The organism is Micromonospora sp. II, assembly GCF_001709195.1.
Taxonomy (GTDB): domain Bacteria; phylum Actinomycetota; class Actinomycetes; order Mycobacteriales; family Micromonosporaceae; genus Micromonospora; species Micromonospora chalcea.
This window is the reverse complement of record NZ_LYXF01000078.1, coordinates 172807-196775: the sequence shown is the minus strand read 5'-3', so window position 1 is coordinate 196775 and position 23969 is coordinate 172807. Positions and strand designations below refer to the sequence as shown.

The window sequence follows — 23969 nt, the reverse complement described above, 5'->3', positions numbered from 1 at the left end:
CGGCCCGCACGGCATCTCCGGTTGCCGATGTCCGGCGGTCGCGGTGAACTGAATTACATGGGTGTCATCAAGGTGGGCACGTCCTCCTGGGCCGACCAGATGCTGGTCCGTTCCGGGTGGTATCCGCGCGGCGTCAACACGCCCGCCGGCCGGCTGGGTTTCTACGCCGAGCGCTTCGGACTGGTCGAGGTGGACACGTCGTACTACGCGGTGCCGGCGCCGGAGACCACGGCTGCCTGGGCGGCCGCGACGCCGGACGGGTTCACCTTCGACGTCAAGGCGTTCCGCCTGTTCACCGGCCACCACACCCCGATCGACGCGCTGCCGAAGGACCTGCGCCCGGCCGGCGGCCCGAACCGGATCCGCTGGCGGGACCTGCCCGCCGGGGCGTACGACGAGTTGTGGGACCGGTTCCACGCGGCGTTGGCGCCGCTCGCGGCGGCCGACCGGCTCGGCGCCGTGCTGTTGCAGTTCCCGCCGTGGCTGGCCCGCGGCGACGCGGCCCGGCGGCGGATCCTGGACGCGGCGCGCCGCTGCCGCCCCTGGCCGGTCACCGTCGAGCTGCGGCACTCCTCCTGGTTCGACGGGGACGCGATGGCCGAGACGGTGACGTTCCTGCGCGAGCACGACCTCGGGTACGCCTGCGTGGACATGCCGCAGGGGCACGTCTCCTCGGTGCCGCCGGTCCTGGTCGCCACCACCGATCTGGCCGTGATCCGGTTCCACGGGCACAGCACGGCCTGGGAGAGCGGCGACAAGCAGGAGCGGTTCCGCTACGCCTACGGCGAGCGGGAGCTGCGGCACTGGTCGGTGCTGCTGCGCGAGCTGGCCGACCAGTGCGCCGAACTGCACGTGCTGATGAACAACTGCTGCGGCGACCAGGCCCAGCGCGACGCCGCGAGCCTGGCCGACCTGCTCGGCGTCGCGCCCGCCGCCGCGCGCGCCTGAGGTTTTCCCGGCTTCCTCCCGGGTACCGCCGGGTTCGTGGACGACCGCGAAGGGGGATCGGTGGAGAAGCGGCGCGACGAGGACGAGCGGGACCCGCGGGCGACCCGGGAGGCCGAGGAGGCGCACGGCGGCAGCATGGCGCCGAGCCTGGTCGACGACACCGGGCACCCGGTGGCCGAGTCACCGGTGCCGGACAACGAGCCGTCCGCGCTCGGCAGCCCGGACGAGGACGGCACCGGCTCCTGAGCTCTCACTGACGCGTCTCCGGACGCATCCCGGTCGCCTCCTCCAGCGCGTTGTCGCCGAGGTCGCCGTCCGCGCGGTCGTCCGGGAACGTCCGCGCCGACGGGGCCGGGTCCGGCGGCGCGCCCGGCCCGGCCTCCGGCGTCCGGGTGGGTTCCATGGTCCCGAACCCGTGCCGGCCCGTCTTCGGGCCGCCCCGTCCTGCGCCGGCCGCCCGGCGCTCACCGAGCCGTCCCTCGGGCACCGCCGTCTCCTCGCTGCCCTCGTCCATCGGGTCGTCGTCGCCCGCGCCCCACGGCGGGTCGGCGTCGAAGCCGCCGGTGCTGCCCCACGGCGCGGCCGACTCCGGCCCGCGCCCGTCGCCCGTACCCGGGCGGTCCCTGCTGGTCATGGTCACCTCACCTTGGCTGCTGGCCACCGGCGTGGCCGGTCCGGTCCCGGTGCACCGCGCGGCCGGCGACCCACCCCGATGTGGGTCGTCGGCCGCGCGGTGGTCAGCGGGCCGCTCCGACCAGGTGACGGCCGGCCGCGCCCACGGCGGCGACCTTGCCGATGTTCTTCGGCGCGGCCATCAGCCCGCCCGCGCGGTCGAGCATGCCCCGGAACACCTGCCCCGGCTTCTGCTGCTCACCCATGTACGCCGACACCACGACCAGCGCGCCGGTCATCGCCGGGACCGCCCACTGGAGCAGCTTCATCTGCCGCTGGCTGGCGGCGACGTTCGCCGGGGTGTGGTGGTTCGGCTCGGTGGTCCCCTCGACCGGCGGCCCGCCGGCCCGCTCCAGCCGCCTGCCGACCAACCGGCTGTAACCGGTCACCGCCAGCGCGCCGACCGTCAGCGCGGTCTTCACCGCGCTCATCTTCCCCACGCCCGCCTGGCGGGCCATCCGCGGGCTCTCGGTGACCAGCTCACCGACCGCGCCGGCCAGGTGCGCCCCGATCGCCGCCGCGTTGACCGGCGTCCACCGCGCCCACCCGGCCGAGGCCACCGGCAGCCGTTCGGTCGTGTCGTTGATCCGCGCCGCCGCGCCGTTCACGCCCAGCGCCCCCATCAGGGAACCGCCGAACCAGGCCGCCAGGCCCAGGTCGTGCATCGAGCGCAGCGTGGTGTGCCGTTCTGACATCAGATCCCCCTCCGCCGTGTTCGGGCGGTGCGGCATACCCACGATCGGGCGACTCACGCCCGGGCGTGGCTCACCGGCGGGGGAGCGTGCCGGCTCGGCTCAGCGGCGGGGGAGCGTGCCCGCGAACGCGGCGATCCGGGCGGCCAGCGGCGCCGACGCGCGTACCCAGGTGAAGTGGTCGAGCGGCGCGCCCGCCTCGGCGACCGTGTAGCGGTGCCGCGTCACCGGCGCGCCGGCCAGCTTCCCGCAGAGATGGTCGAGCGTCTCGTGCGGCGTGTACTGGTCGTCGTCGACGCTGACCGCGAGCACCGGCGTGCGGATCCGCCGCACGGCGGCCTCCGTGTCCACCCCGTCCAGCGCCGGGAACCGGCCGGTGCGGGCGGTGTGCGCCCAGTCCCGGATCACGCCGGCGGCCTGCCGGCCGCCGAAACCCCAGCCGGGCCAGACGCCGAGCAGCCGCGCCGTCGCGGCGATCCCCTGGGTGTACGGCAGCACGCCCCACCCGCGCAGACCCGGGTACGTCCGCCACCACGGCAGCCCCACCGCCACCAGGGCCAGCCCGTCCACCCGGTCGTCGTCGTCCAGCGCCTGGTGCAGCACCGCCACCTGACCGCCCAGGGAGTGCCCGAGCAGCAGCCGGGTGCGGCCGTCCAGCCGGGGCTTGAGCGCGTCGAGCACGGCGCCGACGTCGGCGGCCATCTCCTGGTAGCCGTACCGGCAGGCGCGCGACGGCGCGGGGGTGCTCTCGCCGGTGCCGCGCAGGTCGGCCACGATCACCGCGAGCCCGGCCTCGCGCAGCGCGGCGGCGAACGGCCGGTAGTAGCGGGCGCGCACACCCATCGCGGGCCAGATCAGCACCACCGGCGCGCCGGGCGGACCGGCCGGCTCCGGGTAGACCTGCACGCCGAGGCGCGCGCCGTCGACGTCCACGAACTCCTGGATGTAGTCCCCGCTCACCCGGATCAGGGTACGGCCCGAACCCTACCGGTGGGTAGCAAGGGGTCGCCTCACGCCACCGCCGGTGCGGGCCGGGCCGCGGTCGTCAGCGCGCCGTAGACGGCGACGAGCTGCTCCGCGCAGCGCCTCCAGGAGTACCGGCTGCGGACGCGGTCGAGCGCGGCGGTGGCGTACGCGAACCGGCGCACGTTGTCGCCGAGCAGCCGCCGCAGCGCGGTGCCCAGCGCGCGGGGGTCACGCGGCGGCACCAGGTCGCCGGTGAGCCCGTCCACCACGCTGTCGGCGATGCCGCCCACGTTCGTGCCGATCACCGGCACACCGCAGGCCATGCCCTCCAGCGGGGTGAGCCCGAACGGCTCGTACCAGGGTGCGGCCACGAGCACGTCCGCCGACCGGTACCAGGCGGCCACTTCCTCGCGCGGCACGCCGCCGAGCAGCCGTACCCGGTCGGCCACGCCGCACGAGTCGGCGAGCGCGGACAGCCGGCGGGCGAACGTGTCGGCGGGCAGCAGGTGGGCCGGCGGGCCGCCGACCACCACGCACTCCGCGTCCGGCACCGCTGGTAGCGCCCGGACCACGTCCAGGAAGCCCTTGCGTTCGACCATCCGCCCGACGGTGAGGATGCGCGGGCGGGCCGGGTCGCGGGGCGCGACCGGGCCGTCCGGGCGGAACACCGCCTCGTTGACGCCGGACGGCACGAGGGCCATCCGGGACCGGGGTACGCCCATCCGGACCAGTTCGGCGACCTCGTCGGAGCGCTGCACGACGACCCGGTCCACGGCCCGGCCGAGCGCCCGCTCGTAACCGGCGCGCCCCGGTGGACCGGTGTCCGGCACGCCCTGGTGGCGACGCTTGACCGTGCCGAGCGAGTGGTACGTCAACACGGTCGGCACGCCGGTGCGACGGCTCGCGTGCACGGTGGCCAGCCCGCTCGTCCAGAAGTGCGCGTGCGCCACGTCCGGGGTCCAGCCGCCGCGCCGCCAGGTGTCGGCCAGCCGGCCCCCGAACTCGCCCGTGTGCGGCAGCAGGTCGGCCTTCGGCACCCGCCGCGCGGGACCGGCCGGCACGTGGCACACCTGGTAGCCGTCGGGCGCGTCGACCGCCTCGGGCAGCGCGGGGGAGTCACGACGGGTGTAGACGCGGACGTCGTGGCCGGCGACGGTGAGCGCGGACGCGAGTTCCGCCACATGCGTGTTCTGGCCGCCCGCGTCCTCCGCGCCGGGCGCGGCGAGCGGGCTGGCGTGCTGGGAAATCATCGCGATGCGCATGTTCTCGTCCTCCAGGATCCGGTCCCAGTCGGCGAGTAAGCGGTCCGGACCGGACCGCTTACTCGCCACCTCGCGTGCCCGTGCGCCGAGTCGGTACGCGGCGTCGGCGCCCTCGGTCAGCCGGCGCGCCGCCTCCACGAGCGTGTCGACGCGGGTGGCCGGCGCCCCGGCTTCCGGTGGGACGGCGTCCACCGCTTCCGTGGGGGCCGGAAGATCGCGTTGATGCCGGGGACGCGCATGGAGGGACCCGTACCCTCGGCTTGCGCCCCTAACCAGGAGATCGTCGACTTCTCCGCGCGCCGCCCGCTCCGCTGTGGAGGCTCGCGGCCCTGGCCAGGGCATCGACGCGTGCCCCGTACCGAAGAACGGGTCCCCGGAGGTCCTGTTTCGCCGCGGGGCGTCAGCCCGGCAGCATCCCCGGGCCGAACACCTCGTAGGCGATCCGCTCGCCCGGCACGCCCCGGCGCAGCAGGTTGGCCCGGACCAGGTTCATGAACGCCACCGGGCCGCACAGGTGCGCGGTCACTCCGGCGGGCAGCGCGAGCCGGTCCGGGTCGATCAGTCCGGCGGACACCTCGGCCTTCAGGCCGGGCAGGTCGGCCCCGGCGGCGTCCAGATACCAGAGGTGGAGGGCCAGGTTCGGCAGCTGCTGCTGCAGCGCGGGCAGTTCGTGGCGCAGCGCGTGCGCCTCGGCGGCGCGGTCGGCGTGCGCCAGCGTCACCCGGCGTCCCGGATCCCGGTCGGCCAGGTGGGCCAGCGCCGCCATCGCCGGCGTGAGTCCGATCCCGGCGCTGACCAGCAGCAGCGGCCCGTCGCCGCCGGCCGCGTCAACCTCGCCGAACGCCGGGCTCAGTCGCAGCGTGTCGCCGACCGCGACCCGGTCGTGCAGGTGACCGGAGACCATTCCGTCGGGCGCGCCGCCCTCGCCGCGTACCCGCTTCACGGTGATCCGCCACTGGTCGGCGCCGGGACGGCCGGAGAGGCTGTACTGGCGGATCTGCTGTCCCCGGCCGCCGTCCAGGTCGACGGCGACCGAGACGTACCGGCCGGGGGTGAAGCCGGGCGCGGCGCCGCCGCCGGCCGGCGCGAGGGTGAGCGAGACGACGTCGGCGCTCTCCCGGGTCCGGCCGGTGACCCGCCAGTCCCGCCACACCGGACCGCCCTCCGGTACGCCGGCGCCCGCGTAGAGCCGCGCCTCGCGGGCGATCAGCTCGCAGGCCAGCAGCCAGTAGACCTCGTCCCAGGCGGCGGCCACCTCCGGGGTGACGCCGTCGCCGAGCACCTCGGCGACGGCGGCGAGCAGGTGCCGGCCGACGATCGGGTACTGGGTGGCGGTGATGCCGAGGGAGGCGTGCTTGTGCGCGATCCGGTCCAGGACCGGCCCCCACGGCATGCCGCCGTCGCCGGTCAGGTGCGCCGCGTACGCGACCACCGCCGAGGCGAGCGCGGCCTTCTGCGCGCCGGTGGCCTGGTTGCCCCGGTTGAACAGGTCCAGCAGGTCCGGGTGGGCGTCGAACATCCGCTGGTAGAAGCGGCCGGTGATGGCCTCGCCGTGTGCCCGTACGACGGGCAGGGTGGCGGTCACGATCGCTGCTGAGGATTCCGTGAGCACTACCGAATCTCCTTCCGGGGCTCGAACAGGTCGATCCCCACGAAACAGGATTTCTGGATTCCTCTTTTAGGGTCGAAGGTCCCGGGAGTGCGGTGGCATGGGTCACCGTGAATCTGCCTGTGTCGCCGAGGGCACCGAATGGCTAGGGTCGGTGCGTGAGGCTCAACCGGTCGACAGACATGGCGCTGCGGATCGCCATGCTCACCGCCGCGTCCCCGGTCCGGGCCACAGTCGACGAACTCGCCACCCGGCTCGTGCTGCCCCGCAGCCACGTCGCCAAGGTGGTGCAGCGGCTGCAACGCATCGGCGTCCTGGTCACCATCAGAGGCCGCTCCGGCGGCGTCGCCTTCGCCGAACACGCCGGTGACCTCACCGTCGGCCAGGTGGTCCGCGCCTTCGAGGGCGACGGCGAGGTGGTCAACTGCGCGCAGCCGGTCTGCCCGCTCATCGCGGAGTGCCGGCTGCGCGGCGAGCTGCGCCGCGCCCAGGCCGCCTTCCTCGCCGTGCTCGACGGCGTACGCCTCGGCGACCTGGTCGACGGATCCGCCGGCCCGCTCCTGCTCAGCCTCGGCGCGCCACCGGCCGGTCGCTGATGGCCGTCTCCCATCCGATCTTCGCCCGGCTCTTCGCCCGCGCCAGCGTCGCGATGGACCAGGCCGGCGTGGCCGGGCACCGGGCCCGCCTGGTCGCCGGGCTGCGCGGCCGGGTGGTCGAGGTCGGCGCCGGCAACGGCCGCAACCTCGCGCACTACCCGGCGAGCGTGACCGGCGTGCTCGCCGTCGAGCCGGAACCCCACCTGCGCGCGCTGGCCCACGCCGCCGCGCCGGGCGCCCCGGTCCCGGTCACCGTCGCCGCCGGGCTGGCCGAGGAACTGCCGGTCGCCGACGGCGCCGCCGACGCGGTGGTGGTGTCGCTGGTGCTCTGCTCGGTGCCGGACCAGGCGGTCGCGCTGCGCGAGGCGCGGCGGGTGCTGCGGCCCGGCGGCGAGCTGCGCTTCTACGAACACGTGGTGGCCGCCACGCCCGGCCTGCGCCGGGCCCAGCGCCTGGCCGACGCCACGCTCTGGCCGCTGTTCTGCGCCGGCTGCCACACCGCCCGGGACACGGTGGCCGCGATCCGCGCCGCCGGTTTCGAGGTGACCGCGCTGGACCGCTTCCGCTTCCCGCCGACCGGGCTGCCGGCCCCGGCCTCGCCGCACGTGCTCGGCGCCGCGATCCGGGCCTGACGCCGGACCGGGCCGGTTCGTCCCGGCCCGGTCCGGCGTGCTCAGCTCACATTCACCGTGCCGTCCGGGGCGCGGACGCAGGAGACGGTACGGGCGCCGGTGGCCGCCGCCCCGGCCAGGCACCGGCCGAGCACCTTGTGCCCGGCGGCGTTCGGGTGCCACGACTCCTGGCAGGTTTGGAAGTACGTGCCGCAGGCGTTGGCGATCCGCTGGATGTCGAGCTTGTCGAACCCGGAGAGACTGGTGACGAACGTGCCGGTCGGGCCGTCCATCAGCCGGATCGGCGTGGCCAGGGCGTTGCCCGGGCTACCGGTCGACTCGCAGAGCCGGGCCCCGTCGAACGCGCGCTGCACGTTCAGGTAGACCAGGTCGTCCTGCGGGAACTCGTTGGCGAGCGTGCCGCGTACCGAGCTGACCAGCGTGCCGAGCCCCTGCGAGAAACGGTGCCCGGGCGCCAGGCTGGCCCGGTGGATCGGGCACCCGGCCGCGTACCGCTCGGCGCCCAGCGCGCGGAACTTGTCCCGGGTGTCGTCCCGGCTGTCCTCGGTCCAGTAGCTCTGCTCCAGCTCGAACGGCAGCGGGTTGGTGTAGTCCTGGAACACCACCCGGTGCTGGCCGTCGGCGTCGATCTCGTCCAGCGTGGTGAGCAGTTGCCGCAGCGCCGTGGTGGTCTCCGCGGTGGCGGCGGCGAACTGCGCGGCGGTGCCCAGGTCGGCGTCGGTGCACGGCTTCTGCTCCACCGGCCCGCCCAGGTACGCCCAGAACTCCCACCAGCCGGTCCAGGCGTCGGCGATGAACCGGTTGGCGCACTTCTCCGCCACGCTGCCGAAGGTGAACGAGCTGTTGTTCGAGCCGAGGCCGACGAGCACCAGGTCGATGTCGTGGGTCCGGGCCACCGACCGGAGCTGGTCGAGCTGGGCGGCCACCTGCCGCCCCTTGGCCCGCGTCGACGAGGCGTTCGCGATGTCGTACGGCTGGCCGCCCGAGCAGGCCAGGTTGAACCGCGCGGAGATGCCGGGCAGGTTCGCCTGGAACAGCGAGGCGTTCGGCGATCGGTGGCAGAAGTAGGCGTTGGCGTTGGCGGCGGACCAGCCGGGGAAGCCCTGGGCCACCCCGTTGACGTCCACCACCGGCGCGTACGCCCCGGCGCCCTCGCCGCTGATGAAGCTGTCTCCCAGCGCCACCGCGGCGGTGGGCAGCGCGGCGGCAGCCGGCTGGGCGGGCGCCGCGGCGGCGGGTAACGCCACCGCGGCGAGCGCCAGCGCCGCCGCGAGCGCGGAACGACGGAACACGGACATGCCCGACCTCCCAGACATCGAAACGTGAAAGATTCTTTGGGATGGCGATCAGATCACGCGCGTGTGACGGGCGTCAATGCCCTGACACCTGCGACGGGTCGCCGGGGAAGACATCGGGCGTGCGGATCGTTGTGCCGCCTGGACGCCCCGTCCGCCCGCCGGACCGCCGTACGCGGCGGCGGCGCGGACCCGGCCGCGAGGCCGATCGCGCAACGCACCGCCCCGGTACCGCCGACCTGTCAGGGCATCCGGCTAGGCTCGCTCCGGCGCGCCGCGCCCGGCGATCATCGTGGGGGAGTCACACGGTGAACGGCACCACACCGCCGAGACCTGGGAGTACGACCAGTTGACCGCACAGCCTGAGACCCTCTACGGGGCCGACGACCTGACGCACCTGGAGGGCCTCGACGCCGTCCGCAAACGCCCCGGCATGTACATCGGCTCGACCGACAGCCGTGGCGTGGGTCACCTCGTCAACGAGATCCTCGACAACTCGACCGACGAGGGTGTCGCGGGTCACGCCACCACTGTCGACGTGATCCTGCACGCCGACGGCTCGGTCCAGGTCGACGACGACGGCCGCGGCATCCCCACCGACGTGCACGCCAAGTCCGGCATCTCCGGCGTCGAGCTGGTGCTCACCCGCCTGCACGCGGGCGGCAAGTTCGGTGGCTCCGGCTACAAGACCTCCGGCGGCCTGCACGGCGTCGGCGCCTCCGCGGTCAACGCCCTGTCCCGCCGCTTCGACGTCACCGTCCGGCGCGGCGGCAAGATCCACGCGATGTCGTTCCGCCACGGCGTGCCGGGCGTCTTCGACGGAGCCGGCCCCGACGCGCCGTTCACCCCCGGTCCCGGCCTGCAGATCGTCGGCGCGATGAAGCGCGGCCAGCGCACCGGCACCTCGATCCGCTGGTGGCACGACCCCCGCTACTTCGAGACCGGCGCCGCGCTCGACACCGAGGCGGTTCGGCTCAAGCTGCGCAACACCGCCTTCCTCGTCCCCGGCGTGGCCTACCGGCTGCGCGACGAGACCGGCGAGGAGCCGGTCGAGGAACGCTTCCACTTCCCCAACGGCCTGACCGACATGGTGGAATACCTCGCCCCGGCCGGCGACCGGCCGGTCTCCGGCACGCTGCTGGTCACCGGCGAGGGCACCTACCGGGAGAACGCCGCCGACGCCAACGGCGTCATGCAGTCCAACGTGCAGCGCCGCGCCGAGGTCGAGGTGGCGTTCCGCTGGGGCACCGGCTACGAGCGCACCGTCGAGTGCTTCACCAACACCATCCGCAACGCCCACGGCGGCACCCACCGCAAGGGCTTCGAGCGGGCGCTGGCGCGTACCCTCGCCGACGCCGCCCGCAACGCCCGCGGCCTGCTCAAGCCCAAGGAGGACGCGCCCACCCTGGACGACGTCCTGGAGGGCATGACCGCCGTGGTGCACGTGCGCATCCCGGAGCCGCAGTTCACCTCGCAGACCAAGGACGAACTGTCCACCGCCGGCATCACCAAGGTGCTCCAGGGCCTGATCGAGGCGCACCTCAAGAGCTGGCTGGACGACCGGCGCACCAAGGCCGAGGCCCGGACGGTGCTCCAGAAGATCGTCGACGCGGCCCGGGTACGGCTCACCCAGAAGCAGCAGAAGGACGCCGCCCGCCGCAAGACCGCGCTGGAGGGCGCGGCCATGCCGGCCAAGCTCGTCGACTGCCGGGCCGCGGGCATCGAGAGAAGTGAACTGTTCATCGTGGAGGGGGACAGCGCCCTCGGGACAGGGCGCCTCGCGCGGTCCTCCGAATACCAGGCGCTGCTGCCGATCCGCGGCAAGATCCTCAACGTGCAGAAGGCCAACCTCCAGCAGGTGCTGGACAACGCCGAGTGCGCCGCGATCGTGCAGGTGCTCGGCGCCGGCTCCGGCCGCACGTTCGATCTGTCCTCCCTGCGCTACGGCCGGGTCCTCATCATGGCCGACGCGGACGTCGACGGCGCGCACATCCGTACCCTGCTGATCACGCTGTTCGCCCGCTACATGCGGCCGCTGATCGAGGCCGGGCGGCTCTTCGCGGCGATGCCGCCCCTGCACAAGATCACCACGAAGGGGCGCAACCCGCAGACCGTCTACACCTACACCCAGGCCGAGATGGAGGCGACGGTCCGCAAACTGGAGAAGGCCGGCAAGCAGATCGTCACGCCGATCCCGCGCTTCAAGGGCCTCGGTGAGATGGACGCCGACGAGCTGTGGGAGACCACCATGAACCCGGCCACCCGGGCGGTCCGCCGCATCACGCTCGACGACGTCGACGCCGCCGAGCGGATCCTCGAACTGCTCATGGGGGAGAAGGTCGAGCCCCGCCGCAACTGGCTGATCGACTCCGCCGACCGGGTCGACCGCGACGCCATCGACGCCTGACCAACGGGTTCGTCTCGGAAGGAAACCGCACCATGGCACGCCGCAAGGACGACCGCGCGAAGGCGGATCTGGCCGCCTTCGACCAGGCCGGCGCTCGCGTCTTCGACAACCCGCTGGTCACCGAGGTCTCGGACTCCTACCTGGAGTACGCGTTCTCGGTCATCCACTCCCGCGCGCTGCCCGACGCGCGCGACGGGCTCAAGCCGGTGCACCGGCGGATTCTGTGGTCGATGTACGAGCAGGGCCACCGGCCGGACCGCGGCCACGTCAAGAGTGCCCGAATTGTCGGGGATGTGATGGGAAAGTACCATCCGCACGGCGACACCGCGATCTACGACGCGATGGTGCGGCTGGCACAGGACTTCTCGCTCAACGTCCCGCTCATCGACGGGCACGGCAACTTCGGCTCGCCAGACGACGGCCCGGCAGCGGCGCGCTACTGCGTCGTGGGTGACACCCGGATCCGCCTGGCCGATGGCAGCAGCCCACGGATCGGTGATGTGGTCGACCTGCCGCCGAACAGCGAGGCGGAGGCCGATTTCGAAGTCCTCGACAAGGACGGCAAAGCGGTTCGCGTCAACAAGGTCTTCAACTCGGGCGTCCACCCGACGCTCCGGATCACGACTGAGACCGGATTCTCCCTCCGTGGTAGTGAGAATCATCTGGTTCTCTGCCTCGAAGCTCCGGTGGGTGTCCCTGTCTTCCAGTGGCGTCGGCTCGACGAGGTGACGCCGGGCTCGGTGGTCTGTATCGCGCGGAACGCATGGAAGCAGGTCGTCCCCACCGCTCGCGAATACATGCTCGGCGTGCTCGGTGGCGCCTGGGTCTCTGAAGGCTTCGCGAGCGAGTCGCGGGCAGGATTCAGCAATACCGATGAGCATTTCTTCGGCGAGGTCCTGCATGCCTACGACCAGGTCGTGGGTGGACGACGCTACGTCAGCGACCGGCACACGCGCCGAGACCGTCGCCGCATACACGAACTTGACGTCCAGGACGTCGCCGGCGGGATGGAAGCCTTCCGGGCGAGCCCACTCGCCGAGCTGATCGGTCACCAGGCGAGGGACAAGTTCGTGCCGGAGTTCGTCTGGGCAGGGGGGTGGGGCATCAAGCGGGCCTTCCTGATGGCCCTCTTCGAAGGCGACGGCGGAGTCCGCGTCGCCAACAGCAGCTTCACCATCCAGTACACCAGCTACAGCGAGCGTCTGGCTCGGGAGGTCCAGGAACTGCTCGCGGAGTTCGGCGTGATCGCCTGTCGACGCCACTACACCCGGCCCAGTGGCTCGGTGGAGCACCGCCTGGTGGTTTCCGGGACGCGAAACATCAGGGCTTTCGCAACTCGTGTCGGCTTCCTCCGTACCAAGCAGGCGGTGCTGGCCAAGATGCTGCGGCATGCGCCGCTGCGCCCGCATCGGCTTAGTCAGGACCACGTCCCCTTTGTGGCCGACTACGTGCGCAGCAGCATCGACTTCGATCGTCGGGGCAGCGGACGCAAGTGGCTCACCAGCCACAACTTCGATCGTGTCGAGCGGTGGGAAACCGAACGACTCCGCATCATCGACCGCATCAAGGACACCGAGATCCTTGCCACGATCCTGCCCGTGATGGATGCGGGCTATCGGTACGAGAAGGTCGTCGCGGTCTCTCCTGACGAGCCGGCGGAGGTCTATTCCGTTCGAGTGGAATCCGCCGACCACTCCTTCCTGGCCGGTGGTTTCGTCAACCACAACACCGAGGCCCGGATGTCCCGGGAGGCGATGCTGCTCACCGGCGAACTGGGTGAGGACACCGTCGACGTCGAGCCGAACTACGACGGCTCGCTGACCCAGCCCACGGTGCTGCCGGCGGCGTTCCCGAACCTGCTCGTCAACGGCGCATCAGGCATCGCGGTCGGCATGGCCACCAACATGATCCCGCACAACCTCGGCGAGGTCGTCCAGGCCGCCCGCTGGCTGATCAACCACCCGGACGCCACGCTCGACAAGCTCATGGAGTTCGTGCCCGGCCCCGACCTGCCCACCGGCGGGCTGCTGCTCGGCCTGGACGAGGTGCGCCGCGCGTACGAGACCGGGCGCGGCGTGGTGCGCATGCGCGGGCGGGTGGAGATCGGCCCGCTGGAGGGCAGCCGCGGCCGGCAGGCCATCACCGTCACCGAGCTGCCGTACGGCGTCGGCGCCGAGAAGGTCATCGCGGCCATCACCAACGAGGTGAACAAGACCAAGCGGCTGACCGGGATCGCCGACGTCAAGGACCTCACCGACCGGGAGAACGGCACCCGTCTGGTGGTCGAGTGCAAGGTCGGCGTCAACCCGCAGGCGCTGTTGGCCGACCTCTACCGGCTCACCCCGTTGGAGCAGTCCTTCGGCGTGAACAACCTGGTGCTCGTGGACGGGCAGCCGCGCACCCTCGGGCTCAAGGAACTGCTCGACGTGTTCCTGGCGCACCGCTACGAGGTGGTGACCCGGCGCAGCGCGTACCGCAAGCGCAAGCGGGAGGAACGCCTGCACCTGGTCGACGGTCTGCTGATCGCCCTGCTCGACATCGACCGGGTGGTCAAGCTGATCCGCGCCAGCGAGGACGCCCAGGCCGCCAAGGACGGCCTGATGCAGAAGTTCAAGCTCTCCGAGATCCAGGCGAGCTACATCCTGGACACTCCGCTGCGCCGCCTGACCAAGTACGACCGGCTGGAGCTGGAGGCCGAGCAGGAGAAGCTGCGCGGCGAGATCGCGGAGCTGTCGAAGATCCTGGACGATGACAAGGTGCTTCGGAAGGTGGTCTCCGACGAGCTGGCCGCGGTGGTCAAGCAGTTCGGCGCGCCGCGGCGCACCACGCTCGTCGACGGCGACCTCAAGGAGGTGCTCGCCGCCTCGGTGCCGGCCGGCCCGCTGGAGGTGGCCGACGACCCGTGCCAGGTGATCCTCTCCGCCACCGGGCTGGTGGCGCGGACCGCGGCCGAGTCGGAGGAGGCCGCCGAGGCGCGCCGGCGCAGCGGCCGGGTCAAGCACGACGCGGTACGCGCGATCGTGCACTCCACCGCGCGGGGCCGCGTGCTGCTGGTGACCAGCGCCGGGCGCGCCTTCAAGATCGACGTGCTGCCGTTGCCGGTGCTGCCGGAGCAGTCCGGCACGGTGTCGCTGCGCGGCGGCATGTCGGCTGCGGAACTGGTGCCGCTGGAGCCGGGCGAGACGGTCGTCGGGCTGGCCCCGCTGGGGCCGTCCGCGCAGGGCTCACCCGGGCTGGCGCTCGGCACCCGGGCCGGCGTGGTCAAGGTGTGCGCGCCGGACTGGCCGGTCCGCTCCGACGAGTTCGAGGTGATCTCGTTGCGGGACGGCGACGAGGTGATCGGCGCGACCTGGCTGACCGACGGCGCCGAGACACTGGCGTTCGTCTCCTCGGAGGCGTCGCTGCTGCGCTTCGCCGCCTCGGTGGTGCGCCCGCAGGGGCTCAAGGGTGGCGGCATGGCCGGCATCAACCTGCCCGCCGGGGCGCGGGCGGTGTTCTTCGGCGCGATCCGCACCGACGACACGGCGCACGGTGAGCCGATGGTGGTCACCTCGACCGGCGCCACGGTGAAGGTGACGCCGTTCAAGGCGTACCCGGCGAAGGGCAGGGCGACCGGCGGCGTGCGCGCGCAGCGGTTCCTCAAGGGTGAGGTGGACCTGTCGGTGGCCTGGATCGGCCCGCGGCCGGTGGGCGCGACCGCCACCGGCGATCCGGTGGACCTGCCGCCGGCCGACCCGCGCCGGGACGGCTCCGGTTTCGCCGTGATGCTGGGCCCGACGGTGGTGGGTCACCACATCGACCGCGACTGACGAGCCAGCTGGGGGAGGGCGGCGGGAGACCGCCCCCTCCCGCCCCGACGCGTTGATCAAGGAGTTTGCGGACTCTTCGTGTCCTCTGCAGTCCCTAAACTCCTTGATCAACGCGCCCGGGCGCTCCGGGGGCAGGGCTGCCCTAGGGTAATGGGGCACATTCCGGGTGTTTTGGCGGAAGACCTCGGCCCTGCACGGTCGATCATGAGGTTAGCGGCGACAAAACGGACACCGAGTGCCGCTAACTTCATGATCGACGTGGTTGAGGGCTGGCTGGCCCTGGCTGCGAGGGCGTCGGGCCGCTGGGGCACCCGCGCGATCTTGCACTTCGGGCCCTCTGGGTGTCCCGCTCGCGTGGGCCGGCCCCAATCGCGCGCCAAGTGGTCCATTGATCATGAAGTTGGCGGGTGTGAGTCGGACAATTTGCGCCGCTAACCTCATGATCAACGAGGCCGGGCCGGGCCGGGCGGAAGGGGAGGAGAGGGGAGGGGTCAGAGTTCGGGGTCGGGGGACTGGCGGGACTCGGGCGTGGTGCCGCGCAGCCGCGCGATCAGGCGCATCCCGTGGTAGATGATCAGGGCGGCCGCCGTGCCCAGCGCGATGCCGTTGAACGACAGGTCACCGGCGGTCAGCGTGTAGTTGGCGGCGCCGATGATCACCGCCACCGCCGCGGTGAACAGGTTGATCGGGTCGTGGAAGTCGACCCGGCTCTCGATCCAGATCCGGGCGCCCAGGATGGCGATCAGGCCGTACAGCGCGGTGGTGGCGCCGCCGAGCACGCCGGCCGGGACGGTGAGGATCAGCGCGCCGAACTTCGGGCACAGGCCGAGCAGGATCGCCGTGCCGCCGGCGATCCAGTACGCGGCGGTGGAGTAGACGCGGGTCGCCGCCATCACGCCGATGTTCTCCGCGTACGTGGTGGTGCCGGAACCGCCCCCGGAGCCGGCCAGCACCGTGGCGACGCCGTCGCCGAGCAGCGCCCGGCCCATGTCGCGGTCGAGGTTGCGGCCGGTCATCGCGGCTACCGCCTTGACGTGCCCGGCGTTCTCCGCGATCAGCACCAGGATTACCGGGATGACCAGCACGACGGCGCGCGCGTCGAAGCTCGGCGTGTGGAACTCGGGGAAGCCGACCCAGGCGGCCTGCCGCAGCCCGCGTACGGCCTGCTGGTCGAGGTTGCCGGTCAGCGCGGCGAGCACCCAGCCGACCACCACGCCGACGAGGATCGACAGCCGCGCCACGAAGCCGCGGAACAGCACAGTGGTGAGCAGGATCGCGACGAGCGTGACCACGGCGATCAGCGGCTGCGCCTTCACGCCGGTGCCGGCGCCGCCACCGTCCCAGGCCACCGGCGCGAGGTTGAGGCCGATCAGCATGACGATCGCGCCGGTGACCACGGGCGGCATCAGCGCGTCGATCCAGCGGGAGCCGGCCACCTGCACCACCACGCCGACGAGCGCGAGCGCGACGCCCGCGACGACGATGCCGCCGAGGGCCGCGCCGATGCCGCCGTCGGTCTTCGCGGCGAGCACCGGCGCGATGAACGCGAACGACGAGCCGAGGTACGAGGGCAGCCGGTTGCCGGTGATCAGCAGGAACAGCAGTGTGCCGAGCCCGGAGAAGAGCAGCGTGGTGGCGGGCGGGAAGCCGGTGATCAGCGGGACGGTGAAGGTGGCGCCGAACATGGCGACCACGTGCTGCACGCCCACGCCGACGGTGCGCGGCCAGGAGAGCCGTTCGTCGGGCGCGACCACGTCGCCGGGGCGTACCTGGCGGCCGTCGCCGTGCAGCGTCCACGGGGACCAGCGGGAGGTGGGGGACTGGGTCATCGGTCGCCCTTCGCGTCATCGGGTGACGGGGGCGTGATCGACCCTGGGAGTTGTTTCTAGCACGTGCCCAGCACGGATGTGGGCCCGGCCCGGGCTCAGGCGACGCCGGTGGGACGGAACTGGACGCTGACGCGGGGGCCGACCGGGCGGGTGGTCTTCGGTACCGCGTGTTCCCAGGTGCGCTGGCAGGAGCCGCCCATCACCACGAGGTCGCCGTGGCCGAGCGGGAACCGCAGGCTGCCGCCGCCTCCGCCGCGAGGGCGGAGCAGCAGTGCGCGCGGGGACCCGAACGAGACGATCGCCACCATGGTGTCGGTGTGCGCGGAGCGGCCCAGCGTGTCGCCGTGCCAGGCCACGCTGTCGCGCCCGTCGCGGTAGAGGCACATGCCGGCGGTGACGAACGGCTCGCCCAGCTCGGGCGCGTAGTGCCGGGTGAGCGCGTCGCGGGCCGCGGTGAGCACCGGGTGCGGCAGCGGCCGGCCGGCGGCGTACCAGCAGAGCAGCCGGGGCACGTCGACAGCGGTGTCGTACATGGTGCGGCGCTCGGCCCGCCAGGGCACGTCGTGGCGCAGCGTGTCGAGCACCGCGTCGGAGCCCCGGACCCAGCCGGGCAGGTGGTCGACCCAGGCGCCCCGGCTCAGCTCGTGGCGGCGCACCGCCCCGGCGAGCGGGCCCAGGGTCGGGCCCTGCTCGGCCAGGTCGAGCATCGAGGGCTGGTACGCGACGTCGGGCACGCCGCCGATCGTACCCTGTTTAGAACAGGCGTACGACGATCAGCGCCGCAGCATCCGGCGGACCTTGCCCGGGACGGCCTGCTTGATCCGCTCCCGGAGCTGCTGCGAGCGCAGCGCGTCGATGGTCCCGGTGAGCTTGGCGTTCTCGTCGCGCAGCCGCTCGATGCGGGTCAGCAGCTCGGCCGGCGGGGTGGCGGCAGCGGGCCGGACGGCCGGCGGGAACACCGTCTCGCGGACCCGCTGGTCGAAGCGGGCGGCGCTGTCGTCGTCGTCGAACGAGATGCCGAGGTCGTGCTTGCGCAGGAACGCGGTGATGGTCTCGAAGCGGGCCTTGTGGCCCTCGGTGAGCGCGGTGTAGTCGGCCTCGGCGTAGAGGTCGGCGGCGTCCACGTCGGCCGGCACGTCGCGCATGATCCGGTGCGGGATGTCGAAGTAGCGGGCCAGTTCCAGCGTGCGCGAATCGTGCGCGAACAGGTAGCCGGGCGTGCCGGCGACGAGCGCGGTGATGGTGCCGTGGATGCGGGTGCCGAACGCGAAGTCGTACCCGGAGAGGTGGTCCATCCAGGTCCACGGGTCGACGAACATGCGCACCTTGTCCTCGACGAACAGTGGGTGCGAGGTGTGCAGCGGGATGTCGCTGCTCTGGCCGCGGTGCTCGGGCGCGTCGCCGTAGAGCAGGGTGCCGAGCGTCCGCAGGTCCTGGGGCACGTAGCACAGGTTCGGGTAGCGCTCGTGGTGGTGGCGGACCACCGAGGCCATCGAGCGGACGTACGGCGAGATGGTGAGCGCGACCTTCGACTCGGCGGTCAGCTCCGGCTGCTTCTTCGCCAGCTCGAACGTGTCGCCGTGCAGGAACATCGACGGGCAGCCGATCTGCTCCACGTCGGAGAAGCCGAGCGTGTTCAGGTAGCTCGCGGTCACCTCGCCGCGTACGCCGATGCTGTGCGACCGGTCCAGCACTGCCTTGCAGAACGCGCGCACCGGCTCGTCGATCGGGCGCAGGTACTCGCGGTCGCCGTCGACGTTCGTCTGCACGCCGACACCGAGCACCACCACCGGGATCTTCAGCCGTTCGATCAGCCGGGTCAGCGGGGCGAGGCGGTGCACGAAGCTGCGACGGAAGGCGTTCGCCAGCGGTACGACGAACACGTCGTACCGCTCGTTGATCTCGTCGGCGAGGCGCGGGTCGGCCGGGGTGCGGGTCGCGGTGATCTCCGCCGCGGAGGTGGCCAGCAGCTTGTGCGCGGCGTGGCTGAAGACCAGGTTTCCGCTGTTGTCCCCGATCCAGTTGCCGGCGAACGTCTCCTCCGGCGTGAGGACGTCGAACGGGCCCTTGCGGGCGCGGAGCAGGATCCGCTGGTGCATCCGGTTCGCTCACCTTCCGTACGGCACGGCGTGCCGGCGGGCGTCGCCCGCGCGTGCAGGAACGGAAATCCTATCCGCCGTCCCTGGGTGACCCGGCGGCCGTCGGCTCGCCGGGAACGTCCCGGTACTCCGGGGTAGGGTGCCCGGAATGACCAGCGCGCCGACTGTCACCCGTGCCCCGCGCCTGCCGTCGCTGACCGGATTGCGGTGGATCGCCGCGCTGCTGGTCTTCGGTTTCCACGCCGGGACCATGGGGATCGTCGCCGAGCCGCACCTGAAGGCGGTGGTGGACAAGGCGTTCAGCCTCGGCCTGTCCGGCGTCGAGTTCTTCTTCATCCTCAGCGGGTTCGTCCTGGTCTGGTCGTACCGGGACGGGGAGCGGGCGTGGACGTTCCTGCGCCGCCGGCTCGCCAAGATCTACCCGAACCACGTGGTGACGTTCGTGGCGGCGCTGGCGGTCGCGGCCTGGTTCGCCGACCCGGTCCTGCCGTGGGCGGCGATCGGCAACTTCTTCCTGGTCCAGGCGTGGATCCCGCTGAACGGCTACTTCTACAGCGTCAACAACGTGAGCTGGTCGCTCTCCTGCGAGCTGGCGTTCTACCTGTGCCTGCCGCTGGTGGTGCCGTGGCTGCGCCGGGCCCGTACCGGGGTGCTCCGGACCGTGCTGGTCGCGGCGCCGCTGCTCATCCTGGCGCTGTGGCCGGGCCAGCAGCTCGTGCCGGAGGAGCAGCGGTGGTGGTTCACCCAGATCTTCCCGGTGACCCGGTCGCTGGAGTTCTGGATGGGGGTGGCCGCCGCCGAGCTGATGCGCCGCCACCGCTGGCGCGGACCGAACCTCGCGGTCGCCACCGGCCTGTTCGTCACCACCTGGGTGGTCGCCGCGCTGTGGATCCCGGCCGAGTTCTGGGCGGCGCTGCTCGCCGTGGCGTACCTGCTGGTCATCGCCGCGGCGGCGGACGCCGACGTGCGCGGACGGCCCACCCCCTGGCGGTCCCGGCCGATGATCTGGCTCGGTGAGGTCTCGTTCGCCTTCTACCTGGTGCACGTGCTGGTCATGGTCACCGTGCTGCGGCTGACCGGGGACTGGGGGACCGGCCTGCCCGGCTGGCGGGGGCCGCTGGCGGTGCTCGGCTTCCTGCTGCTCACGCTCGCGCTGGCCGCCGCGCTGCACCGCTGGGTGGAGGTGCCGATGATGCGCCTGCTCGGCCCGACCCGCCGGGCCCGCGCGGCGTCGCGCGCACCGGCCGTGCCGGCTCCACGCGGGCCCGCCGAGGGCGCGGCCGCCGACGGCGGCGCGCGGTCCGTCTCCGGTCCGGCCGAGGACATCGAGTACGCCGGGCGGCGTCGCCCGGACTGACACGCGCACACGCCGGCCGGTCGGTCCGCGACACGCCGTGCGGCGGTGCGTCACTGGGGGTTCGGCGGTAATTTGTACCCGTGCTTCCGATCGCGCTCACCTGCCCCGTGTGGTGGGTGGCGCGCTGGACCGCCCGGATGCTCGCCAGTCTCGCCGTGGTCGTCGCCTGTTCGTTCGGCGCGGCCACGCTGCCGGCCGTCGCCGCCCCGGCCGCGCCAGCCGGCCCGGCGTACGTGAGCACGCCGGCCGCCCCGCGACCGGAATCCGACCGCGCCGCCGAGCGGCAGGCCCGTCCCGACGGCGCACCCGCGCCCGCCGCACGGGCCACCGACACGCTCCCGAACGACCCGCAGCCGGTCCCGGCCGGCCGGATCACCGCGCCGGTCGGCCTGCGGGCCCCGCCCGCCCGCTGATCCGCCCACGGGCCGCGCCCGTCACCGCACCCACCGAACGTCATCCCGCACCCGCCCTTCGACGGCCCGGCGCCCCCGCGCCGCGCCCCGACCGGCCGTGCGGATTCTCCCGCCAGGTTCTTCCCGTGAGGTGCCGACCATGTCGCAGACCGCTCTCTACCACTTCCTCACCGCGGTCCCCGAGGCCGCCGCCATCTGGTCCTTCCTGATGCTGCTCGCGTTCGGCCTGCTCGCCGCGCTGGTGGCCCGGCCCGAGCGCGACGGCGTCGCCGAGGCTGCCGCCGATCCGGTGGACCAGGACGCCGCGCGCCGCGACGACCTCGTCCGGTACGCCGAGGAGGTGGCGGTGGCCGCCGCCGGGGCCGCCCAGACGGCCCGTCGCCGCCGGGAACGGTGGCTGGCCGCGCAGGACGAGGCGGAACGCGCCTGGACCGCGTACGACGAGGCGGACAGCGCCGCCCGCCGCCTGGCCGGGGCCGCCGCGCTGGCCGCCCCGCGCACCCCGCGCACCCCGGCGGAGTACGCGGCCCGGGAGCGCTGGCTGCACCACGCCGCCATGACGGCGCACTGGCGCGGCGACCTGTCCGCCCGGCAACTCGCCGACGTGCTGGCGCGCCGCAACGGGTGGGACCCGCGCCGGCACCCGGCCGAGCAGGAGATCGTGCTGGCCCGGGCCGTACGGGACCGGCGCCGGACCGGCTGGGAGAGCGCCGCCGAGCGGGAGCGGCAGGCGTGGCGGGACGCCGAACTGGCCGCCGAGGCCGCCCGTACGCTCGCCGCCGAGGCGTACGCGGCCACCCTGGCGGTGCGGCCCGCCCCGGTGTCCCGCGGCGTGGCGACGATCCCCCTGCCGGTCGGCGCGTCCGTCCGCAACGCCCGCTGGCGTCCGGCCCGGGTCGGCTGAGGCGACCGAATTGTTACCCGGAATGTGGTGAGCCGGCTCACCCCCGGCACCGAAACGGGCGTGGAGCGCAGAACAGGCCAATGAGCCGCGCCATTGCCGGTCAGGCGCTCGCCGTCTGTCCCCTTTTCGCCTCCCGGGCGCCGTCACCACCGCTTGTCCCATTGAGTGAAGTGAGTAACCGGCTGTTCCGAAATCCGTTACCGGGGATCATGTTTACGCAGGTGGGAGCGCTTGGCAGGGGCAGTACCCGCCGGTAGTGTCGGCGCGTCCGGTGCGGTAACCGATCGCAGAAGGCGACGCCGCGCCGACCCGCCTAATCGTGTCATCACGAACCGGGGAACCATGAGCACCATCGGGGTGAATCCGCGGCCACTGCCGCGGTAGGGCGTACTTCCCGCCCGAATCCGTCAGCTAACCCGGTCGGCGGCCACGGAAGGAGTCCCATCCTCGTGCCCACCCCTCGATCGTCCCCCCGCCTCCACGGCTCCGCGGTACCCGCGCTCGCCTGACGCGACCGGCAAACCGCCCCTGGGCGCCCGGCATCGCGGGCGTACCCGTTCCCCCGGCCCATCCGGCCTGCCAGCACGTGTGAACCCCTCCACGTGCCGGGCCGGCGTGTGCCGATCACGCCCCCCGTGGAGGATTTCGTGAAGCACCACCTGAAGCGTCAGCTGCGGCGGATCGCCACCGAACGCCCGTACCAGATCATCGCCGGATCGGCCGCGGCGCTCGTGCTGGCCGCCGGCGCCGGCACCGCCCTCGCCGCCGGTGAGGACGCCCCGGTCCAGCAGGAGAACACCGCCTCGGTCGCCGAACTCGGCGCACGGCTCGGCGAGCCCGCCAGCCGCAGCGAGGCGCGTATCGGCGTCCCGCCGGCGTCGCCGAGCGCCGAGCCCAGCAGGTCGCCCAGCGCCTCCCCGTCGGCGAAGAAGGCCGCGGCGGACCCGGACGTCACCAAGGCCGCGCCGAAGCCGCCGTCGAGCAAGACGCTGGACTACGACTACCAGGCGCAGATCAACTACTACTACTGCGGCCCGGCCGCCGTGCGCAACGCGCTCAGCGCCACCGGCATCGAGCGCAGCCAGGACGCCCTCGCCGGCCCGCTCGGCACCACCGAGATGGGCACCAACTCGGCCGAGGACACCACGCGCGTGCTCAACCAGCAGGTCAAGGGCAACCCGTACCGGACCCGGATGATTCCCGGCTCGGCCAGCCCGGCCCAGATGGACCGGCTCCAGGCCGACGTGGTCGAGGCGATCAGCAACGGCCGAGGGGTCGTCGCGAACGTCGCCGGCACCGCCACCGACACCAACGGCGGCTGGCACTCGTTCCCCGGCGGCCACTACGTCGCGGTGATCGGCTACAAGGACGACGGCCGGACCGTCCGGATCGCCGACTCGGCCGACCCGTCGCTGCCGTCGTACTGGCTCACCACGATCGACCTGGCGCACTGGATCGCCAGCCGCGGCTACTCCGCCTGACCGCCCCGCACCCTGCGAAGGCCGGCACCCCGTCCCGGGGCGCCGGCCTTCCCCGTCCCCGCCCGCCCCTCGCCCGCCGCCCTCTCGGCGCGCCGATCTTGGACTTGTGGCGCCTGGTATGCCCGGCTCACCCCGCTATGGGAGGCACCACAACTCCAAGATCGGCGGCGAGGGCGAGGGCGGGCGGTTTGGGCGGGGCGGGTTCGGTCTCGCGTGTCCGGGGCGGGCGGTGGCAGACTGCGCCAATGGGCGATGCGACGGGGAACCGGCACCTGATTCTCCTGCACGGCATGGGCGCCACCGGCGAAGTGTGGCTGCCCTGGGCGCCGCTGCTGGAGCGCCGCTGGCCCGGGCGCTGGCTCGCCCCCGACCTGGCCGGCCACGGCTGGTCGCCGCCGCTCGACGGCTACTCGTTCGACGCCCTGGCCCAGCGCGTCGCAGACGGGCTCGGTCCGCTCCGGCTGGGCCCGCACGACCGGCTGGTGCTGCTCGGACACTCGCTCGGCGGGGTGGTGGCGCTGGCGCTCGCGGCCCGGCAGCGGGCTCTTCCGGTGGACGCGGTGGTGGGGCTCGGCATCAAGGCGGTCTGGTCCCCGGCCGAGCTGGCGAAGGCGAGCGAGCTGGCCGCCCGGCCGGTCACCTGGTTCGCCACCCGGGACGAGGCGGCCCGCCGCTACCTGCGCGTCTCGGGGCTGGCCGGGCTGTTCGCCCCGGACCACCCGGTGGTGGAGGCGGGGCTGCGGCGGGTCGACGGCCGCTGGCGGCTGGCGATGGACCCGGCCGCGTTCGCGGTCGGCGAGCCTCGGCTGCCCGCCCAGCTGGCCGCGACCGGCGTGCCGGTGCTGCTGGCCCGCGGCGAGCAGGACCCGATGGTGAGCGACGCGCAGCTCAAGGAGCTGGGCGTGCCGGTGGCCACCCTGCCCGGCCTGGGCCACAACGCGCACGTCGAGGACCCGGCCGCCGTGCTCGCCCTGCTCGACGCGTACCTGTAGAGCGGG

The 23969-nt window shown here is 73.2% G+C and carries 19 protein-coding genes, 3 pseudogenes and 1 riboswitch; of the genes and pseudogenes, 13 read left to right on the top strand and 9 right to left on the bottom strand.

From position 1 onward, the window contains the following. Positions 1–57: 57 nt before the first annotated feature. Together A8711_RS29305 and A8711_RS29300 are read left to right on the top strand one after the other, a co-directional pair. Positions 58–948 carry a DUF72 domain-containing protein gene (locus tag A8711_RS29305; RefSeq protein WP_064447462.1) on the top strand — a complete coding sequence of 297 codons (891 nt, stop codon included), beginning with the start codon at positions 58–60 and terminating at the stop codon, positions 946–948. Positions 949–984: 36 nt separating this feature from the next. Next, complete coding sequence (locus tag A8711_RS29300; protein ID WP_069089963.1) at positions 985–1194, top strand: GTPase activator; 210 nt, start codon at positions 985–987, stop codon at positions 1192–1194. Between the two features lie 4 nt (positions 1195–1198). Here the strand turns inward: A8711_RS29300 and A8711_RS29295 are convergent, their stop codons facing one another. The 5 genes from A8711_RS29295 to A8711_RS29275 form a co-directional block, all read right to left on the bottom strand. After that, positions 1199–1582, bottom strand: a complete 384-nt coding sequence (locus A8711_RS29295) for a hypothetical protein (RefSeq protein ID WP_069090037.1) — start codon at positions 1580–1582, stop codon at positions 1199–1201. A 103-nt stretch (positions 1583–1685) separates the two neighbouring features. Then, entirely contained in the window at positions 1686–2315 is a 630-nt protein-coding gene (locus A8711_RS29290) for a hypothetical protein (RefSeq protein WP_069090036.1), read from the bottom strand. A 99-nt stretch (positions 2316–2414) separates the two neighbouring features. After that, a complete protein-coding gene (locus A8711_RS29285) occupies positions 2415–3272 on the bottom strand; it encodes an alpha/beta fold hydrolase (RefSeq protein ID WP_069089962.1) in 858 nt (285 codons plus the stop codon). Positions 3273–3322: 50 nt separating this feature from the next. Further along, the gene (locus A8711_RS29280; protein ID WP_069090035.1) at positions 3323–4540 is read right to left on the bottom strand and encodes a glycosyltransferase; all 1218 of its coding nucleotides are present in this window, start codon (positions 4538–4540) and stop codon (positions 3323–3325) included. Positions 4541–4940: 400 nt separating this feature from the next. Continuing rightward, positions 4941–6152 (bottom strand): globin domain-containing protein, encoded by a 1212-nt coding sequence (locus tag A8711_RS29275; protein ID WP_069089961.1) that lies wholly within the window; start codon positions 6150–6152, stop codon positions 4941–4943. 155 nt (positions 6153–6307) lie between these two features. On the opposite strand from A8711_RS29275, the gene A8711_RS29270 reads away from it, so the two are divergent. Together A8711_RS29270 and A8711_RS29265 are read left to right on the top strand one after the other, a co-directional pair. Beyond that, positions 6308–6745: an Rrf2 family transcriptional regulator gene (locus A8711_RS29270; RefSeq protein ID WP_043325127.1), complete on the top strand. Its 438-nt coding sequence runs from the start codon at positions 6308–6310 to the stop codon at positions 6743–6745. Continuing rightward, a complete protein-coding gene (locus A8711_RS29265) occupies positions 6745–7377 on the top strand; it encodes a class I SAM-dependent methyltransferase (protein ID WP_043325126.1) in 633 nt (210 codons plus the stop codon). The genes A8711_RS29270 and A8711_RS29265 overlap by 1 nt, the downstream gene beginning before the upstream one ends. Positions 7378–7418: 41 nt before the next feature. Here the strand turns inward: A8711_RS29265 and A8711_RS29260 are convergent, their stop codons facing one another. Next, positions 7419–8675, bottom strand: coding sequence for a hypothetical protein (locus A8711_RS29260; RefSeq protein ID WP_043325125.1), 1257 nt, complete (start codon positions 8673–8675; stop codon positions 7419–7421). Between the two features lie 289 nt (positions 8676–8964). On the opposite strand from A8711_RS29260, the gene A8711_RS29255 reads away from it, so the two are divergent. The 4 genes and pseudogenes from A8711_RS29255 to A8711_RS33245 all read left to right on the top strand — a co-directional run. Further along, a complete protein-coding gene (locus A8711_RS29255; RefSeq protein ID WP_176722910.1) occupies positions 8965–11079 on the top strand; it encodes a type IIA DNA topoisomerase subunit B in 2115 nt (704 codons plus the stop codon). Positions 11080–11111: 32 nt separating this feature from the next. Further along, positions 11112–11738, top strand: a pseudogene (locus A8711_RS33255) (DNA gyrase subunit A); the annotation flags it as partial. Positions 11739–11876: 138 nt separating this feature from the next. Then, a pseudogene (locus A8711_RS33250) lies at positions 11877–12413 on the top strand (LAGLIDADG family homing endonuclease); the annotation flags it as partial. A 393-nt stretch (positions 12414–12806) separates the two neighbouring features. After that, positions 12807–14888, top strand: a pseudogene (locus tag A8711_RS33245) (DNA gyrase subunit A); the annotation flags it as partial. 491 nt (positions 14889–15379) lie between these two features. On the opposite strand, the gene A8711_RS29245 reads toward A8711_RS33245, so the two are convergent. From A8711_RS29245 to A8711_RS29235, 3 genes are all read right to left on the bottom strand, one after another. Beyond that, positions 15380–16717, bottom strand: coding sequence for a uracil-xanthine permease family protein (locus A8711_RS29245; protein WP_043325123.1), 1338 nt, complete (start codon positions 16715–16717; stop codon positions 15380–15382). 95 nt (positions 16718–16812) lie between these two features. After that, positions 16813–17424 (bottom strand): alpha-ketoglutarate-dependent dioxygenase AlkB, encoded by a 612-nt coding sequence (locus A8711_RS29240; protein ID WP_064447542.1) that lies wholly within the window; start codon positions 17422–17424, stop codon positions 16813–16815. Between the two features lie 66 nt (positions 17425–17490). Next, complete coding sequence (locus tag A8711_RS29235) at positions 17491–18816, bottom strand: polysaccharide pyruvyl transferase family protein (protein ID WP_069089959.1); 1326 nt, start codon at positions 18814–18816, stop codon at positions 17491–17493. Between the two features lie 148 nt (positions 18817–18964). Here A8711_RS29235 and A8711_RS29230 point away from each other — a divergent pair, with 148 nt between their 5' ends. From A8711_RS29230 to A8711_RS29210, 5 genes are all read left to right on the top strand, one after another. Beyond that, entirely contained in the window at positions 18965–20173 is a 1209-nt protein-coding gene (locus A8711_RS29230; RefSeq protein WP_043325121.1) for an acyltransferase, read from the top strand. 80 nt (positions 20174–20253) lie between these two features. After that, on the top strand, positions 20254–20586 hold the full coding sequence (locus A8711_RS29225; protein WP_043325120.1) for a hypothetical protein: 333 nt from the start codon (positions 20254–20256) through the stop codon (positions 20584–20586). Between the two features lie 139 nt (positions 20587–20725). Continuing rightward, the gene (locus A8711_RS29220) at positions 20726–21490 is read left to right on the top strand and encodes a hypothetical protein (protein ID WP_043325119.1); all 765 of its coding nucleotides are present in this window, start codon (positions 20726–20728) and stop codon (positions 21488–21490) included. Positions 21491–21790: 300 nt separating this feature from the next. Further along, positions 21791–21931, top strand: a riboswitch (cyclic di-AMP (ydaO/yuaA leader). 206 nt (positions 21932–22137) lie between these two features. After that, a complete protein-coding gene (locus A8711_RS29215) occupies positions 22138–22971 on the top strand; it encodes a C39 family peptidase (protein ID WP_069090034.1) in 834 nt (277 codons plus the stop codon). A 245-nt stretch (positions 22972–23216) separates the two neighbouring features. Continuing rightward, positions 23217–23963 (top strand): alpha/beta fold hydrolase, encoded by a 747-nt coding sequence (locus A8711_RS29210; protein WP_069089958.1) that lies wholly within the window; start codon positions 23217–23219, stop codon positions 23961–23963. The last annotated feature ends 6 nt before the right edge of the window (positions 23964–23969 follow it).